The 17,617-nt window shown below is 39.9% G+C and carries 11 protein-coding genes; all 11 read right to left on the bottom strand.

Annotated elements, in window-relative coordinates; genetic code table 11:
* Positions 1 to 107: 107 nt before the first annotated feature.
* Positions 108 to 2,210, bottom strand: a complete 2,103-nt coding sequence (locus tag MM213_RS02935) for a hypothetical protein (RefSeq protein WP_241410008.1) — start codon at positions 2,208 to 2,210, stop codon at positions 108 to 110.
* A 72-nt stretch (positions 2,211 to 2,282) separates the two neighbouring features.
* Complete coding sequence (locus MM213_RS02930; RefSeq protein WP_241410007.1) at positions 2,283 to 3,227, bottom strand: alpha/beta hydrolase; 945 nt, start codon at positions 3,225 to 3,227, stop codon at positions 2,283 to 2,285.
* 178 nt (positions 3,228 to 3,405) lie between these two features.
* A complete protein-coding gene (locus MM213_RS02925; RefSeq protein WP_241410006.1) occupies positions 3,406 to 5,154 on the bottom strand; it encodes a glycoside hydrolase family 43 protein in 1,749 nt (582 codons plus the stop codon).
* 126 nt (positions 5,155 to 5,280) lie between these two features.
* Complete coding sequence (locus MM213_RS02920) at positions 5,281 to 6,117, bottom strand: sialate O-acetylesterase (protein ID WP_241410005.1); 837 nt, start codon at positions 6,115 to 6,117, stop codon at positions 5,281 to 5,283.
* A gap of 13 nt (positions 6,118 to 6,130) precedes the next feature.
* Positions 6,131 to 8,626: a glycoside hydrolase family 95 protein gene (locus tag MM213_RS02915; RefSeq protein WP_241410004.1), complete on the bottom strand. Its 2,496-nt coding sequence runs from the start codon at positions 8,624 to 8,626 to the stop codon at positions 6,131 to 6,133.
* A 5-nt stretch (positions 8,627 to 8,631) separates the two neighbouring features.
* Entirely contained in the window at positions 8,632 to 10,026 is a 1,395-nt protein-coding gene (locus tag MM213_RS02910; RefSeq protein ID WP_241410003.1) for a family 43 glycosylhydrolase, read from the bottom strand.
* A gap of 5 nt (positions 10,027 to 10,031) precedes the next feature.
* Positions 10,032 to 11,555 carry a glycoside hydrolase family 43 protein gene (locus MM213_RS02905; RefSeq protein WP_241410205.1) on the bottom strand — a complete coding sequence of 508 codons (1,524 nt, stop codon included), beginning with the start codon at positions 11,553 to 11,555 and terminating at the stop codon, positions 10,032 to 10,034.
* 314 nt (positions 11,556 to 11,869) lie between these two features.
* On the bottom strand, positions 11,870 to 13,018 hold the full coding sequence (locus MM213_RS02900; protein ID WP_241410002.1) for an endo-1,4-beta-xylanase: 1,149 nt from the start codon (positions 13,016 to 13,018) through the stop codon (positions 11,870 to 11,872).
* Between the two features lie 53 nt (positions 13,019 to 13,071).
* Entirely contained in the window at positions 13,072 to 14,322 is a 1,251-nt protein-coding gene (locus MM213_RS02895; RefSeq protein ID WP_241410001.1) for a cellulase family glycosylhydrolase, read from the bottom strand.
* A gap of 133 nt (positions 14,323 to 14,455) precedes the next feature.
* Positions 14,456 to 16,564: an endo-1,4-beta-xylanase gene (locus MM213_RS02890; protein WP_241410000.1), complete on the bottom strand. Its 2,109-nt coding sequence runs from the start codon at positions 16,562 to 16,564 to the stop codon at positions 14,456 to 14,458.
* A 17-nt stretch (positions 16,565 to 16,581) separates the two neighbouring features.
* A complete protein-coding gene (locus MM213_RS02885; RefSeq protein ID WP_241409999.1) occupies positions 16,582 to 17,607 on the bottom strand; it encodes a DUF5627 domain-containing protein in 1,026 nt (341 codons plus the stop codon).
* Positions 17,608 to 17,617 lie beyond the last annotated feature (10 nt).

The following is a 17,617-nucleotide window of genomic DNA, read 5'->3' as shown; positions in this document are numbered from 1 at the left end:
TTCCAGGTTTAAACCTTTTTTTGGTCTTCACTGCCAAATAAGAAACCTGTTCTTAATTTAATAGCAAACCTGGAAGGTCTTATCTAAACTACATTGATTTAGATTGCTTAATTGAATCTCACTTTGTAAGTTTTAATGACTCCTCTGTAGTCACAAGTTACTGTAGCTTCTCCGTCCTTATTTTCAGCCTGTTCAATAGATATCTTCACAGATGGATTATCAGCTTTGGCAGTTACTTTGGGATTAGAATTCGAACCTGCCGGTAGGCTTGCATTTACTTCATAAAGACCATATCCAACGATGCCATTTTCATTTGTGGACCTTACAGGTGTTTCTGGAACCTCTACATCCTCACCATTCACTGATATGCTGATCTTTGGAGAAATAGGCCTTTCGATTTCTTTTCCTTTTGCACTAAATGCCAATCCCATCAGGTCAAAAAGAGGTTCTGATCCATCACCTTCTGCCACTAAGTAAACAGCATGTTTTTTGTCCAATTGATCAACATATTCCGATACATCTATTTTGAATTTTGTCGGTTCATTTTTGGAATTTGCAGGAACTTCGATTATACCGATCTTAGTACCTTTCCATGTATCATTTGCATAAGGACCATCTATCCAAACATTGACTTTGAAGGCTTTGTTAGTCTTTGGAGTAAGGAAAAGATTGAAAGCTGTTTGATTTCCCGCTTTTGTTCCTTCAAATGCTTTAAGTCCATATTTATCTCCTTCCAAACCACCAAAACCAAAGTATTTGTAACCAATAATATGTCCGTCTTTGACTTGCGTGATCGGCATATGGTTGTCCCAAATATCCCAAGAATCCTGCTGGATGCTGATATCAGAAAGATAAGCAGCATAGCCTGCTGAGTAATATTGATATGGGTTAAGACCATACATGTGGAAACCTTCTGAGGTCACTTCAGCACCTTTGTATTCTCTGCCTTGGCTGTCCTTAGCTGTCCACTGTTTGTTTTCCGCATAAGGATCATAGGCTCTGATTCTGGCTCCTCCACCTTCAGCTACTGGAGTTTCATCCACTTCAATACTGATAGGTGCAACTACAGGCTGACGTGCAAAACCAAAACCTCTAGGTGGCTTGTGGTAAAACACATACCATTGCCCATTGATCTCTTCGATACTTCCATGAGTATTGTGCCCACCGTTGGTAAGAATGATACCAGTTCCATCTTCATTCAAAACTGGCCCTCTTGAATCCACCAATACACCTCCGCTTTTCCATGGACCGAGTGGAGAATCACCCACTGCATATCTCAAAGTGGAATTGGTACTACTTACGCCATAATCTGGACCTGAATAGCCACTGAACACAGTGATGTATTTATTACCAACTTTTCGGATTGATGAAGCTTCAAAGAAATTGAATGTTCCCAAATCTTCTTCCTCGTAGATATTTGGATATTGAGTTCCCTCTGGATCTCTTAGAGAACCATATCTGTTACTGGCAGGGAGAAAATAAGGAATCACTTCAGTACCAGGCCTGATCGAATACATGGTATTCTGATCCAATTCAGCTGCCATAGACCTCTGGAATCCCCAGAATCCATAAGCTCTGAAACCTATCTCATAATCAGGATCATTTGGATCATCGATATTTTCTATATAAACAGCGGGATCAAAACCCAAAATACTTCCAGGAATCGTACGTCTTCCGTCTTCAGTCATATTGATTGGAGTAAATGGTCCATCTGGTCTTGAGCCTTTTGCTACCATTGCTTCCCTTCCAGGACCTCTGCTATGTGGGTATAGGTAGTATTCCTTAGTTCCGTCTTTTCTTTTTACTTCCACCAAATCTGGTGCATACATCACATCCCATTGTCCATCTATCTCATAAGTAAAAATAGCGCCTTCATCTCTCCAGCTTGTCAAATCCTCCACAGGAGCTGACCACATCCTGATATCAGGACCACAATAACTTGTGAATCTTAGATCGTGTGATCCAATAATGTATGCCCTATATTTCCCAGGATTATCTGGGTCTTCAAATACCCTTGGTTCTCCGTCAGGAACATGCTCCCACAAAGGGAGATATGGGTTACCGGCAACAGTGTGGACGTATTTCCCATCTTGAACCAAACTTGTCTGGGTTTCTTCTTGGGCACATGATACAGATGCGGAGATCATGACCAACCCAAGTGCTAGCTTCAATAGGTCTTTTGCTTTGGAAAAAAGCGATAACTTTTTCATAAAATAGGTTTATTCGTGAGATTTAATATTTCTATTTTTTCTTATTAACTATAGGTAAATCCTAAGCACCCATCACTCCGACGACTTGGCCGTGAGAAAGCTATTGACATCGAGCCAGTGAATAAAGGCATCAAACCAACGGTTACTTGTACGGTTGGGATTTCCCAGTCCAAAACCGTGACCACCATTTTGATAAAGATGAAACTCAACAGGTATTCCTGCTTTGTACCAAGAGTCGATGACACCAAACTGACCTCTGAAGAGAAAATCATCACTGGCGATCACATTGAACATAGGAGGTGCATTCTTAGGAACCTCTACAGCTCCCATTCCGCCATAGATTGGACCTATGAAGGCAAGTTTCATAGCCTTGGAATTCAGTGTACAATGCATAGTAAGACCAGCACCAGCCGAAAAGCCAATCATGCCTATTCTTTCTGTATCGACTCCCCACTCTTCAGCTCTTTCTACAATCATTGCATAGGCTGCCTCAGCGTCCTCGAGTTGGTCAGAAAGGTCTCTCTGCACTGGGCGAGGCCTTGGCTCTTCGTCTTGTGCAGAATTAGCTGCTGCATCGAAAGTTCTGTTCATGGAATCCCTAAAGCCGTCTAAGGATTCTGGAGTTGGATGTAATCTGTACTTGAGCACAAAAGCGGTGATTCCTTGATCTGCCAATGCTTTTGCTACTTTCCAGCCTTCATTGTCCAGCGAAAGCCATCGAAAGCCTCCTCCAGGAGCTACAATTATGGTCGTGCCATTTGCCTTTCCAGGTTCCGGAAGGAATGGAGTTAAGGTTGCAACAGTGATATTGCGAGCCATTGGATCACCCCATTGCCTAAACCAAGTCTCTGAAGCGGGCTGATCAACGACCCCACCTGTACCAAGAGGAATAGCATTGGGCTCATCTGGGGTTTCTAGTGGATAAATGGTTCCATCCTGTGCAATTGTAGCTTTTGCGCAGAAAAGCAACAAGATAAGAATGAAGGATTTGGCGAGTTTCTTTAGTGTATCTAGCATAGTTAGGTTATTTTGCTGAGGTTAAAATGTATGATTGGTTGTTATTTATTCATTCCTAAATCCAGCAACATATCACTGTCATCGGTTGGCTTATGGCGAGAAAAAACCATTCAGGTTTCACCCACTTTCTTCAAACTGCTGATTATCGATAAAGCCAGAAAGGATTGCAGATTTTAAATTATTTCTGTTCCACGCTCGCATCATTGGCTGTAGTTGCATACAAACCAATCATCGCTCCTGTAAAACCACCAGCAACATTTGTAGATAAAATATCTCCTGAAACTGTTCCTCCTAGATTTTTGAAATCTATACCATCGACAGCATATCCAAATTCATAATCATCTCCAGTAGCTTTTACTTGTAGCGATATCGGTCCAGAAATATCTATTTTGGTAGATGCCAAGATTTTGGAATCAACAGACCTATTTCTTCCCATTCCTTTTCCTTCAGTTCTTTCCAAAAGAAGGATAAAATCATTCCCTATTTTGGTGACGCCAAATACATAATTAAAGGCTTCATTTTGGACACAAACTATTCCCGCCAATTCTTTTTCTGACTGAGGCTTAAAGTCCATCTTGGTAGTAAAGGAGAAGTTCTTGTGCTGCTGTCTGTAGAATAAAGTGGAAGTTGGCTTCACTTCTTTGATATTTACATCAAATGGATTGATCTTCAGACCACCTTTTGTAAACTCCATAAAATCTTCCCTTGGCCCTCTCAAACCAATCCATCTGTAATCGAGGTTTTTACCATCAAATTTTTCGGTATAGACAAAATTGCCATTTGGGAAAAATCCATCTTGTCCTGTCTTGTTTTCTGTGACACCAGCAGGCATTTTCAATTTAGGTTCCATTGGGATCAATCCATTCTCAAATACAGGCCATTCACCTGACCAATCTACTGGAAGAATGAATGTCTCCCTACCAGTATTTACCCTGTTCTTGTCATTTGGTCTGATTCCCAAAAACACTCCATAGTACTTATCATCTGGACCTAGGACCAAATCAGCATGACCAGCCCAATCTACCCTGTTGCTTCTGTTATTTCCAAAATACCGCTGAGTCAATATTGGGTTGGAAGGTGCAGGAATAAAAGGCCCCGTAGGACTATCACTTTTGAAAATCACTTCACTGTGGTTGTCTCCTGTGCCACCTTCAGCACACATTAGATAGTAGGCACCATCTTTTTTGTAAATGTGAGGCGCTTCGATCCAAATAGGGTTTTTGGCAGGATCTACTCCGCCGTCAACTATAATCTTGTCAGAACCTGCTATTACCTGATCATTTTCCAAATCATATTCCCAGACTTTGATGACTCTGTGACCAGTGTATCGTTCTTCACCCTCATTTGGAGCATCATTGTGAACCACATAGGCTTTGCCATCATCATCAAAAAATATCCCTGGGTCGATCCCATCAAACTTCAACTTGATAGGATCACTCCAACCCTGAAAAGGATCTTTGGTCTTCACAACAATATTTCCAAATCCTCCTGCAAACTGCGTCGTGATCATATAGAAAGTATCATTGTATGGATTATACTTGATATCAGGTGCATAGATTCCCATGCTGATACCAGTATCATGAACCTTAAGCTGGGATTTTCTATCCAATACATGCCCTATCTGAGTCCAATTCACCAAATCTTTGGAATGAAAAATAGGCACTCCCGGAAACATGGCAAAAGAGGACACAACCATAAAATAATCGTCTCCCTTTCTTGTGATGGCTGGATCCGGATAGCAGCCTTGCAGCAATGGGTTGTAAAACTCCCCTTCATTCAATGGGTTGTCGATATAAACCTGATCCTTGCCTTCATAGACAGCTTCGCTGAACAAAGGGGAGTTACTTTTTTTCTTTTGGGCATAGCCATCTATGATGGAAACAAAAGCCAAAAAGAGAGATAAAATAATAGCTTGGTTTTTTTTCATTCTACTGGTATTTGATTTTTAGCTTGTCCGAAAGCACACCATATTTTAGTTTAAATGGTTGAATCATTCAGATATTTGTAATTGTTAATTGTTTCTTCTTTAATTGATTACTTTGAATTATTACATTCAGTAGGAAGATGGACTTTTCAATAATGACAACATCTTTATCCCGTACCTTTTGCCCAACTCCCTATACCCTTCTGCTGAGAAATGAAGTCCATCATCTACAGCTTCACAGTCTGTCGAGGAGATTACATAGGCATTAGGAATTACTTGAGGCAATGTTGCGATGATTGTATTCATACTTGCACACTTTCCACCCTGCTCTGCGCTGACCATTTCTCCAGCAAGCAATGGAAGTGAATTTTCTTCCAATTCCAGATCCATAAGGATATTATCATACACCCCTTTGACTTTACTTGGCCAAGTTTGGTCTCCCGTATTAGATTCTCCTTGATGAAGTAATATGCCTTTGATCACACCATCTTTCTGTGCCAGCTTAGCCATCTCTATCAAGCGACCATAAGGGTCACCATCATACTCTTTTACCATATTTTGAAGCCAGTCAGGTGCCGTGTCCACATAGCTTTGATAATCATCCTTTTGGAAAAGCTCGATCTTTGTTCCTCCAATGGAGACATTGATGATACCCACTTTTATATGACTTGGGAGATTTTCGACCAACTCACGCCCAAAGTAATCTGATGGTCCAAGACCAGTGTGACACCTTGTGATGGGTGCTGCTGCTGAATACCATTGCCCCATTTTTCTTTGAAGATTATCGCAATCAACTGCCTGAAGCACCTGAAACCTTTCGTCAACTTTTGTATCTATTTCTTCAAATTTGGCGTGACCTTCCATATTGGATTGCCCAAAACTTAGGAAAACATAGAAGTTTTCATCTTGAGCATTTGCTGTCATAGTGCACATGGTTAGAATTAGAATTACAAGAATTTGCTTCATTGAAGTATGGTGTTTATCTGTTAGCATTTTTGAGTGTGTATATCTTACCTTTTTCGGTCTCGAGGTCATATTCATAGATCTCTTTCAAATCAGGACTTTCAACATTAGCCTTGTCATGAATGATTGCTTGCTTTATTTGAGGTGTTTCATAAAATGAATTGGAGTTTTTCCCACTAGCCTCTTTCAGTCCTTTTCCTTCCAAAGGATAGTAAGATCTTATCCTACAAGTCCCTCCAAGATTAGAAGCTATTTCAATTTTAATTGGCAGCGAGTTGTCCCAACCAATCGACAATTCAAATCCACCTCTAGCCCTCAGTCCGCTTACTGAACCTTTGTCCCAATCATCGGGAAGTGCTGGTAGAATATGAATTGCACCATCATGGCTTTGGAGGAGCATCTCTGCTATTCCAGCTGCACAACCAAAATTGCCATCAATCTGGAACGGTGGGTGTGAATCAAATAAATTTGGATAGGTACCTCCCCTTTGTTTGCCGTCAGGAAGTATAGCTGGACTAAGTTGATCCTTGATCAATTTGAAAGCGTGATTTCCATCCAGAAACCTAGCCCAAAGATTGACCTTCCATCCCATCGACCAACCTGTAGATTCATCACCTCTAGCGATCAATGAAGTCTTGGCCGCGCTAAAAAGCGCTGGTGTTCTGTAAGGTGATATTTGATTTGAAGGGTACAAGCCATAGATATGTGAGACATGGCGGTGATCATCTTTGGGATTGTCCCAGTCTTCTTGCCATTCTTGAAGCTGACCCCAGCTTCCTATTTTCATAGGAGGCAGCAATGCCAATTTCGCTTCCATTTCTTTGATCAATACATCTTCATCTCCAAGTATTTTTGCAGCTTTGATGGTTTTGGAAAAAAGGTCAAAGAGCAATTGGTTGTCCATTGTATTACCCGATGCCACTGCCGAGTTGTGAAATCTATATGGGATATTTTCAGGGGAGACAGATGGGGAAACTACCATATGCCCTGTCTTTGGGTCTTCCACTAGAAAATCCAAGAAAAAAGTAGCGGCTCTCTTGGCAGCAGGATATACTGAATCCAAGTATTTTTTACCTCCTGAGAAATCATATTTTTCAAACAAATGTTGGGAAACCCAAGCTCCTCCAAGCGGCCACATTCCAGCGGCAGCAAAATCAATCGGTCCCGTCACTCTCCACAAATCCGTATTGTGATGCAGCACCCAGCCTCTTGCTCCATACATATCATCGGCAGTTTGCTGACCCGACTCTGAGAGTTCTTTTACCATTTGGATAAAAGGCTCATGCATTTCAGTAAGGTTGGTGATCTCAGCAGGCCAATAATTCATTTCTGCATTGATGTTGACAGTGTACTTGCTGTCCCAAGCTGGATACAGTTGATGATTCCAGATTCCCTGTAGATTCGCAGGCTGTCCCCCAGGTCTGGAAGCAGCAATCAATAGGTATCTTCCAAATTGGAAATACAAAGAGACAAGGTGTGGATCATTCCCTTTGGCAAATTCTTCGATCCTTTTGTCAGTAGGTAAGTCAGCAGCTGCTGTTCTTCCCAAGTCCAATTTTACCCGATCATAAAATGACCGATAATCTGCAACATGATCTTTATAGATGCTTTGAAAGTCTTTTTTGGTGGATTTCTCCAAATATTTTGAGGATTTCTCTGAAGCATCCGCACTGATATCATTGTAATTGACAAAATTGGTGGCAATGGAAATGTAAATTGTCACTTCATCTGCATTGGAAACTTGGATTTCACTTTCTGTGGAACTTACAGTTCCTCCTTTGTTTACGAATTTGACATTTGCTTCAAACTTTACAGCTCCTTTGATCCCTTCATGGTCACTTGATAGTCCAGAAAAAACCAATTGATCATTTCCTTTGGTTTTGATTTCGAATTCTCCAGGCCTATCCATACTTGCAGTAAAATTGATGGATTCCGCTTGGTCGGATGCGATTTTTGCTACAATAATTTGATCAGGAAAAGATGAAATTACCTCTGTTGAATATTTTATTCCCGATTTTTTAAATGAACTTTTTACTATGGCATTATCCAAATCCAAAGCTCTATAGTATTCATCGACCTCACTGTCATCTTCATACTTCAATTTTAGATTCCCAATAGTCTGATACGGCATTCCATGTGGACCACTGAAAAAATGCTCGTCAACTTCCTTCTGCGCCTCCACATAAGTACCATCAAAAATCAATTCTCTTACTTTGTTCAGTGCTGACAAGGCATTTGGATTGTCATTTCGGTGTGGCTGACCTGCATAAAAAGTGTTTTCATTGAGCTGAATGATTTCTTCATTTGGATTTCCAAAAACCATGGCACCCAATCGTCCATTCCCAACAGGGAGTGCTTCTACCCATTGCGTCGCTGGACGGTCGTACCAAAGTTTCATGTTAGATTCCTCTACTTTGGGAGATTGACCATTGCAAGCATTGGCTGCAAACAACATGATTGCTGCAATACTATATTTCAAATGCCTAAATCCTTTATAGCTCATCTTTTTCATATGATTTAGTTGAATGAAACCCAATCAACTGCTACATTTCCTTTTCCTTTATATACCAATACTAAATCTTGGACTCCTTTAACATTAGCTTCGAGATCAGTTTTTGTCTCATTCCAGTTTGAAGAACCACTGATTTTTTGCTTGGCTATCAATTTGCCTTTTTCATTGCCTAACCTTAATTCTAAAGTACCTTTGGCTTCTTTTGATTCTAGTTTTAAAATCACCTTGCTCGTTTCCCCATTTTTGAAATCCACTTGATTGTATTGAACCCATGCACCGTCGTTGGAAAACACGGATTTCCAACCATCAAAAGGACTGTCTGGATTCAAGAAATCTATGCGATATCCTTGCTTGCTATGACTGCTAAATCTGTCCAATTGGATTTTTGTATCAGCTTTTGAAATACCAATTCCTCTGAGAGTTGGGGTGATTTTTTGGATTTTTCCTTCCGCATCAAAAAACAAACTATCGGCTCTTATGGAGCGGTTTTTGTCAAAATCTGGGGAATAATCATTGTGGTGATAGAAGAATAACCATTGCTCGTCGAGCTTGGCTACTGATGGATGATTCGTCCAGCAGCCTGTCGGTGATTCGTCCATGACCACTCCTTGAAAAGTATATGGCCCTAAAGGACTGTCGGAAGTGGCATATTCTATCCTTTCGGTATTTTTTTCTACGTGTGGATACAGCATATAGTATACCCCTTCTCTTTCGAATACAAAAGGCCCTTCCTTCAAACCTTCGTCAGGAAAATCTTTGAGTGTGAAGACTTCTGAATCCAGCTCTTTCATGTTAGGCTTCAACTTTGCACCAAAAAAATGATGCTGAGACCAAAAAAGATAGGCTTGTCCATCAAGATCTATGAAGACGTTGGGATCTATACCATTCACATTTTCGATTGGAAGTTCTTCAGGAACATAAGGACCTTCGGGATTCTCTGCTACCGCAACACCAATTTTGAAGCTAGACCCATTCACGCCAGGCAAATCACTATCAGTAGCTCTATTTTTAGCTTTGCTTGGGAAATAAAAATAAAACTTCCCATCCTTTTCTATCGCGTCAGGAGCCCACATACTGAAGGATTCCTGATCTACCCAAGGCACTTGATATTGACTCAAAATCATCCCATGATCTTCCCAGTCAGTCAAATTTGAAGAAGAAAAAACATGGTAATCTTCCATACAAAACCAATCTGGACGGCCTTGTGTATGCTCACATCTAATATCATGTGATGGGAAAATGTAGATTTTACCATTGATGACCCTAGCAGTAGGATCAGCTGTTAATTGATCTCTGACGAGCGGATTCTGCCCTAAAACATCCTGGCTAAAGAAAAGGAGTATAGCTACCGCCATACTTTTTTTGAATAGACCCAATTTTATATCTAACAGACTTTTCATGTGAATTAAAATTTAATTTGATCGTCAATTTTAAAGAAATCGAAGTCAACAAACCCTCCAGTTTGTTGGGTGGAATAATTGAACAGGGCAAATCTGTATCCCATAAAATGAGGAAGGGTGTATTTCATTTTCAACACATCTCCTAGTTGATTCCAGTTTTTTCCTCCATCAATGCTATAGTAGAATTTGGCTTCGTCTTTTCTGTCATTGAAGTCACAAGCAGCTCTTAGCAAAATCTCATCACCTTCCAAATCAACAGATTCAATTTCCTTGACAACATTATCCTCGAATCTCTTCATTTTGAGCTTCTTTCCTTCATCGCTTGCTTCTACACCTATCACCCCATATTCTTTTTGAAGCAATCCCAATCCTGCAAAATCACCGGTTTTCATCCCTTCCAGGCTGATTTTTATAGTCCCCATACTTTCAGGGCCAATTGTTCTCTGGGTAAGGGTGTTTCTTGCAGATAAAAAACCCTGATCTAACCGGTCTGTTTTGAGTCTTAAGTACCCTTTTTTTCGATTGATCGACCAAAGTCCATCTACTGGATTATGATTCCATTGCCAAACCAGTGGAAGGTCTGCATCCCCTTTTTTCCTTTTAAAATCATCAGAAGCTACTATTCCAGGAATCAATCCTTTACTTTTCGGTAGATCCAATTCCATCGGAACTTTTCCATCTACACCCAAGACAGGCCAACCATCTTCCCATACTACTGGCACCAAATAGGGAATCCTTCCTACTGCCCCATTGTCTCTAAAGAGGTATGCATACCAATCTCCCGTTGGGGTGTCAATCAACCCACCTTGAGCTACACCTTTGTCTTGAAGCGCAACGCGACCTTCATACGGACCAAACAAATTATCAGATTTATGGACAATCACTGTCCTCATGCCTCCCCTTGGCCAAGAGATATTAAACAAGTAGTATTTGCCATCAATTTTGAAAATCTGAGACCCTTCTGCCGGAAGCATGATTTCTTCCTTGATGGGGTCATGGGCATTTTTGATAATTACCCGCTCTGTATTTGGCTTGATACCAGAAAGGTCACTTTCTAGCTCCACAAGTTTAATCTCACCTGCGCCCCAAATCAAATAAGCTTTGCCATCATCAAAAAGCAAAGTGTGATCATGCATAGAAGGACGAAACTCTATGCTTTTCCAAGGGCCTTTTTCAATATTTTCAGTAGAAAAAATGTAAGTTTTTCCTGTATTTCCTGAAAAAGTACTTACATAATAAATCCCTTCGTGAAACCTCAAACTACTTGCCCAAGAACCTTTCCCATACATATCCTTGCCATTTTGTAGCAGAAGGTCATCTGAGTTTCCTAAAGTCTCGTAGGCATAACTTACTAATTCCCAATTGACCAAATCCTTAGACTTCATGATGGGCACACCTGGATTGACATGCATAGTGGTACTGCTCATGTAGTAAGTATCTCCATCCCTAATGAGTGATATATCAGGAACATCGGCATGGATGATAGGATTGATGGCTTTTTGACCCACAGCATCGAGGCAAAAAAGCATGGAGATAAAAAAAGTTAGGTAAGTTATTTTTAGATCATGAATCATGTCAAAACTGGGGTTAAGAGAGTCTCTAAACACTGTGAACTGTGTTTGGAGACCTATTAGGTCAATTGGTTTGTTAGGTATTTCTATTTCAACATAGAACTGTTATTGATATCTTATCCATAGTTTGTGTCTTGGTCCTAGGACCCTTGGTTTGTGTGCACACAAACCAATTAAACCTTGGAAGATTAAAACAGATATTTTGGTCTATAAAGACACAGGCCAGCGTAGATTCCCATGGTCTGTGCAGACACAGACCATGGGAAATTCCATCAATATTTAGCAGCTAACTTCATAATGTCGCTGACCACACTTTTCGGAGTATTGTCTCTGTTGAATAGCAATGGGTAATCTGTTCTTCCCCTTACTGGCCAGCCGTTTTTCCAAGAGTCACCATCGTTGATTCCCCAAAGCGTCACTCTTGAGATTTTGTCATGGTGATCCAAGAAAAGCTTGAAAAACGCCATATACCTTTCATCAAATTTCTTTTGAACATCATCAGGCAATCCTTCTGTATAAGGATTTAGGCTTTGCTGGTATTCTACATTGGTAGCTACATCAGCTCCCATATCTCTTCTCGGAGATGGCAACACACTTAGATCCAACTCAGTGATCATGACAGTCACTCCTAGATCAGAATATGCCAAAATGCTCTTTTCAAATTCATCAATTGTAGGATATTCAAGGCCAATATGACCTTGCATACCTATGCCATCGATTTTGATTCCTTGAGCCTGTAGGTTTTTGACCATTTTGACTACACCATCTCTCTTGCCAGGATTGGCCATAGAGTAGTCATTGTAATACAATTCTGCATCTGGATCAGCTTCATGCGCAAACTGAAACGCCAACTTCATAAAATCCTCACCCAAAATCTCGTAAAACTTACTTTTTCTCCAAGATCCATCATCTAATATCGCTTCATTGACAACGTCCCATCCTTTTACTTTTCCTTTATATCTTCCAACCACTGTATGGATATGATCCTTCATTCTTTGGGTCAAAACTTCGGGAGTGACTTGATTTCCATCATTATCGGTAAAAAACCACCTAGGTGCTTGAGAATGCCATATCAAAGTATGTCCGACGATATGCATACCATTTGCTTCCCCAAACTCAATAAACTTATCAGCATTTTCAAAATTAAACTCCCCTTCCCTGAGCTGAATCATACCGCTTTTCATATTGTTTTCAGAAACAATAGAATTGAAATGTGATTTTAGAACCTCCATAGAAGGTTGACTTTGGTTGTTGATATGATTACCACTTAATGCTGCTCCAATATAAAATTTCCCTTCAAAAGCCCCCTTCAGTGTTTCAGTATCTTTTCTACCTGTTTTGACAATACACCCAAGCCCTACAAGCATGACTGAAGCAAACAGGACTCCTTTTTTAATAATATTTATTTTGTTAACCTTCATTGATTGTTGGGTTTAGTTTGGTTTGATATTTTCTATTTGTATTCATTCAATATTTAGTCACATTTGATTTTCTGCTTAGCATATTCACCAAACCATTTATGAACCGGGTAGGCACATGCTTCTGGATCAGCATTATAAGCCAACCCACCATCCAAATGTCCATCATGAAAAAGGTTCTCTGGAGAAAGTAAATTCCAACTTACATTACCTGATTCATCAGCTAATACTTTAAAGTTTGCTCCAAAACCCCAGCCACCAGCAGTACCTGTGACTCCACCTTTTCCCCATACGCCATATTGCTCAGGACCCCAGTCTATTTCTGTAATGGCAATCGGTGCAATGTCAGCTACAGGCTTGATATGCGTATTCCAATTTCTTCTAAAGGTTACTGGATCATTATTTTGCTGACCCCAATAACCAGGATATATGTGTACTGCATAGCCATAATTATCATCTTCTATTGGGAAATCTGGATATCCACGATAATGTGATTGGTACCCAGACCCCGGTATCCATAAAATATTTTGAGCACCATTTTCACGAATTTTGTCCACCATAGGCTGAAAAAACAATTTCAAAGCCTCAAAATGTGCTGGCGTATCACTTCCATACTGTCCATTAGTCCCCAAAATCTGAACAGGTTCATTTGCTAACTCAAACATCACATGATCCCTATTTTTAAGGTGTGGATGTTGTGAAATGTGATCCCAGATTTTCAATAAGTAATCAAAATATTCATCACCCACGGCAATCTGATGAGGTGCTACCCCTGGCGGTCGAAGGATAATGTACATTCCTCGAGATTTGGCATGATCTATCAATGGAAGGATCACGTTATCTACAGCTGTGACAAAACGATCAAAATCAAATCTTGAAATATCATTTTCGGAAATAGGTGGCCCTGGGGTATTACTCCAATATGGATCAATGTGCAATCGAACCATATTGAGGAACCATCCCTCCTCTGGATTGGTGAGTTTATCCATCACACCTTTGTTGTAAGATAGGCATCCAGCTATATCATAATTGTTCCATCGCCAAACTCCCACATGTCCTCCATTAAACCAAGGACTAGGGGTAATAGCTACGCCATGTAAAAGCACATCGTTACCACAAGCGTCTACAAGTTGTCTTCCTTGAACCTTTAACTTTGAAGTTGGCAAAGGCCAAGAAAGCTGATCTCTATCAACAGGCTCCTGAGTATCTATTGGGTCTGTTATATCGGAAACATCCTCAGATTCAACAGCATTACAAGAACAAAAAATAAGGAGCAAGCCAATAAAACCAAGTTTTGTGTTCATCATAAATAAAGGCAATTTTGGCACTTTGGGCAGGATTTTAAGTAGTATAATTTCATGAAGAAATTATATAAATAGAATAAAATATGGAGGAGATGAAATAGTTGAAATCTCCTCCGTATATCATTAGTGATAATTTTTACTTATCTAAACCATCAGCAAAACCAGCATAAGCATTTTTACGGACAAGGTTTGAGTTCCAAAGTCCTGCTCTAGCCTGATCAGTTCCATCGATTGGCGCAGAAAGGGTGATACCATATTGCAGGTTAGTTGGCACAATATTCAAATAGTGTTCAACAACTTGCTTATAAATATCTGCTTGCCTTTCGAGCATAACAGTAGTAGGCTGAGCGGCGTTGATTCTTACTTCCAAAGCACCAATTCTTATCATTTTGCCAGTTGTGGCCAAAATTCTGAATACTTCAGCAACATTGTCCGTACTAGAATTTAGAGTAAGGATCATTCTTACCGACACACCATCTACTTTTCCGCCATTTTGGTCTATGTATGAAATATAATCTTTCAAAGCTTCACACTTAGCTAGGTTTGTTTCTAACCCACTTTCGGAAATAAACAATATATCATCAGCATTGCCATTTTCTCTGGCAAGTTTGAATGCTTTGGCAGCATAATCTTTTCCGATGTAGTCTTGCCAATAAAATTCACCCTCACCTTGATTTGCACCAACACCTGTACGAATAAGGCTTGGGTTAGTCTCATGAATTGGCTCACTGATTACTTCTCTTACTTTGATATGATCTTTTGTCTCACTTACAAACCCACGGATCCAACGTTCCATTTGATCCTCTACTACTGCTGCTTTTTCAGTTACAGTTTTTTCAACAATGGTAGTAGAACCACCAGACATACTTTCACTAGCCAATACTACTTGGTCAATATAAACTGTCCCTGCAAATTCTCCATAGCTAACAATAAACCTATTTCTATCATCAGCTGTGACTGTTGTGGTAAGTGTCACAAATCTCCAATCTGTAGTAACGAACACTTGACCAAAACCATTTGATGAGAAATTTGGACTTTGAAGCTCAGGTCTTATCGATCCTTCTGCATCGCCTTTTATCCAAAAACTAAGCTTGTAGGTTTCTCCATTTTTTACAGGTTCACTTAATTGATACAAAGTCTGAACTTCCCAAAACCCGCCAGTTACAGAAGGATTAGTCACGAAAAATGCTCTCCCTGAATTGCCAACTCCCATTCCTTCTTCAGTAACACCTCTTGTTGAGTTATTTCCCCAACCACCCCAAGCGATCCCAGAATCAAAATTACCATCTGCAATAAGATTGGTTACAATTGGATCACCGTCAATGTCATAAACATAAAGGTTGTTGATATCAACAAAGAAAGTAGTGTTAGGAGTATAGCCTAATTCAAGGTTAAACTTAAATGAGTCACCTTCAAAATCGCTAACTCTAAACCTGATTTCCTTCCAAGAAATCCCAGTTGAAAACGTCTCCGATGGAGCACTTCCAGCTGTCCAACTTAAAATTGGTTGATTATTGTTCATTCCCTCAAAAGTAAACCTACCTTCACTGTCTTGATCAGATTTGATATAGGCAATTACTTCATAAGTCTTTCCAGGGATTACTTGAATAGTTGGAGAAGAAAACCTTAGATCATCAGGGCTTGAAACAGAGCCACCGGCAATCATTTTGATAGCTGGAGTATTTGTACCCATCCCGCCACTACTTTCATAAGACACTCCAGCAGTAGAAGACCATTCAGCAAGATTGCCAGAGGCCAATGAGGAGATGTTTAATTCATTGATAAATGCAGGTGAATTAACGATCAATGGCGATAGCAAACCATTCAAGTATCCAGCATTTTGGTTTCTATGCCAGATTAGTGGGCTTGGTACTATTCTGATATTCTTTTCACCTGCCTCTTCAAGAAGAGAGGTAACTTGAAGGAGGTTTAGACTTCCATTATTCTGAACAATACTACGGTGATCAATCCCCGAAGCAGGGGTAAATTCATTATAATTTCTATTTACCAAACGGTAACGAACACCTCTGGATAAATAATCTGAAATAGGCAAAGAAACACCCAATCTAAACTCTGGATTTCCTATACCATCCAAATAAGAAACTAGATCCGGATATTTATTGATTTCTTCTTGATTTTCTATGCTTAGTGGCTTTTCAACTTGAAAATCCAAAGCTTCAAAGTCGGCACAAGCAGTCATACCCATGAAGCCTGAAAGTAAAATGCTATTTATAATTCTTTTCATATTCTACTTCATTTAAACTATTTTAAAACTGGATTGAAAGTTTCTAGAGCTACTCCTCTATTTCTGAGAACGAGTGTATCTGTAGTATTTACTCTCATTTGTGGAAGATCTAGTTCATAGCTTAAGTACAAAGCATCTCTATCCTTGTCTCCCCAGCTTTTTTTCTCCCCTTTTTTGACAAATTTACCAGAACCAGTAGCGGTAACGCCCTCTGTTCCTGACACAACTGTACAATCTCCATCATTATTGAAATTCAACAATAACGTAAGCGCTATATTTGAACCATCAGAAGACTGAATAGTAAGAGGGAATTCGACTTGAGTCATAGATTGAGTATTCAAATCATTCAATTCATCCTGCTCAACAAATCTTTCTCTTCTAATAACAGTACCTGAAAGACTTTCAAAACCTGTTTTCCCAGTCACCACATCCTGACCTCTTCTTAAATAGATGCCATGCCAAGGATTCACATATTTGACAGCGTACAATACAAAATCCTTTGGTAACACATCCCAATCTCCAAGGACATGTGGATTAGGATTAGGAAGTACAGATCGGCCTACAAGGATGGAATCAGCATTCACTACAGAAGTAATTCTAAGTGGGACAACGTATGTATTTTTTATAGCATTTGGGTCGTTGAAAAAAGCACCGGTCAATTGAATCTCAACACCTCCCACAATCTCTCCCCTAGGAATGATGATTTCAGAGGCTGCTAGCTGAAAATACTCGGAAGGTAACGAGAGGATTTCGTCACCACCTTCTGAGAAAAGAAGGTTTTCAGCCAAAGATGGCTGTACTTCAATACTCAACCTCAAATCTTGCCTAGAAGTATACGCTCCTCCAGTTGTGGCCATAATTTTGAATTTCCCTTCATTATCCAAAGTAGTATCGAAGATATCTTCTCCAAAGGTGATCGTTCTAACTGGATACTGATGAGAGAAATAAACAGTTTGATAGTCGAAATCAGGAAACTCCCAGTCTTGGTTCACACAAGAACTGATTCCAACTATTACTAACAGTATAACTATAATTTTTTTCATGTTTTGATAA

It is taken from the genome of Belliella alkalica, from assembly GCF_022549785.1.
Classification (GTDB): Bacteria; Bacteroidota; Bacteroidia; order Cytophagales; family Cyclobacteriaceae; genus Belliella; species Belliella alkalica.
Note: the sequence above shows the minus strand (reverse complement) of the source record. Positions and strands in the feature narration are given on the sequence as shown.

What these genes read in the sequence shown, in the direction of transcription:
- MM213_RS02920 (WP_241410005.1), bottom strand. Translation starts at nt 6,117, where the DNA reads ATGAAGCAAATTCTTGTAATTCTAATTCTAACCATGTGCACTATGACA.
- MM213_RS02915 (WP_241410004.1), bottom strand. Translation starts at nt 8,626, where the DNA reads ATGAAAAAGATGAGCTATAAAGGATTTAGGCATTTGAAATATAGTATT.
- MM213_RS02935 (WP_241410008.1), bottom strand. Translation starts at nt 2,210, where the DNA reads ATGAAAAAGTTATCGCTTTTTTCCAAAGCAAAAGACCTATTGAAGCTA.
- MM213_RS02885 (WP_241409999.1), bottom strand. Translation starts at nt 17,607, where the DNA reads ATGAAAAAAATTATAGTTATACTGTTAGTAATAGTTGGAATCAGTTCT.
- MM213_RS02905 (WP_241410205.1), bottom strand. Translation starts at nt 11,555, where the DNA reads ATGCTTTTTTGCCTCGATGCTGTGGGTCAAAAAGCCATCAATCCTATC.
- MM213_RS02890 (WP_241410000.1), bottom strand. Translation starts at nt 16,564, where the DNA reads ATGAAAAGAATTATAAATAGCATTTTACTTTCAGGCTTCATGGGTATG.
- MM213_RS02895 (WP_241410001.1), bottom strand. Translation starts at nt 14,322, where the DNA reads ATGATGAACACAAAACTTGGTTTTATTGGCTTGCTCCTTATTTTTTGT.
- MM213_RS02900 (WP_241410002.1), bottom strand. Translation starts at nt 13,018, where the DNA reads ATGAAGGTTAACAAAATAAATATTATTAAAAAAGGAGTCCTGTTTGCT.
- MM213_RS02910 (WP_241410003.1), bottom strand. Translation starts at nt 10,026, where the DNA reads ATGAAAAGTCTGTTAGATATAAAATTGGGTCTATTCAAAAAAAGTATG.
- MM213_RS02925 (WP_241410006.1), bottom strand. Translation starts at nt 5,154, where the DNA reads ATGAAAAAAAACCAAGCTATTATTTTATCTCTCTTTTTGGCTTTTGTT.
- MM213_RS02930 (WP_241410007.1), bottom strand. Translation starts at nt 3,227, where the DNA reads ATGCTAGATACACTAAAGAAACTCGCCAAATCCTTCATTCTTATCTTG.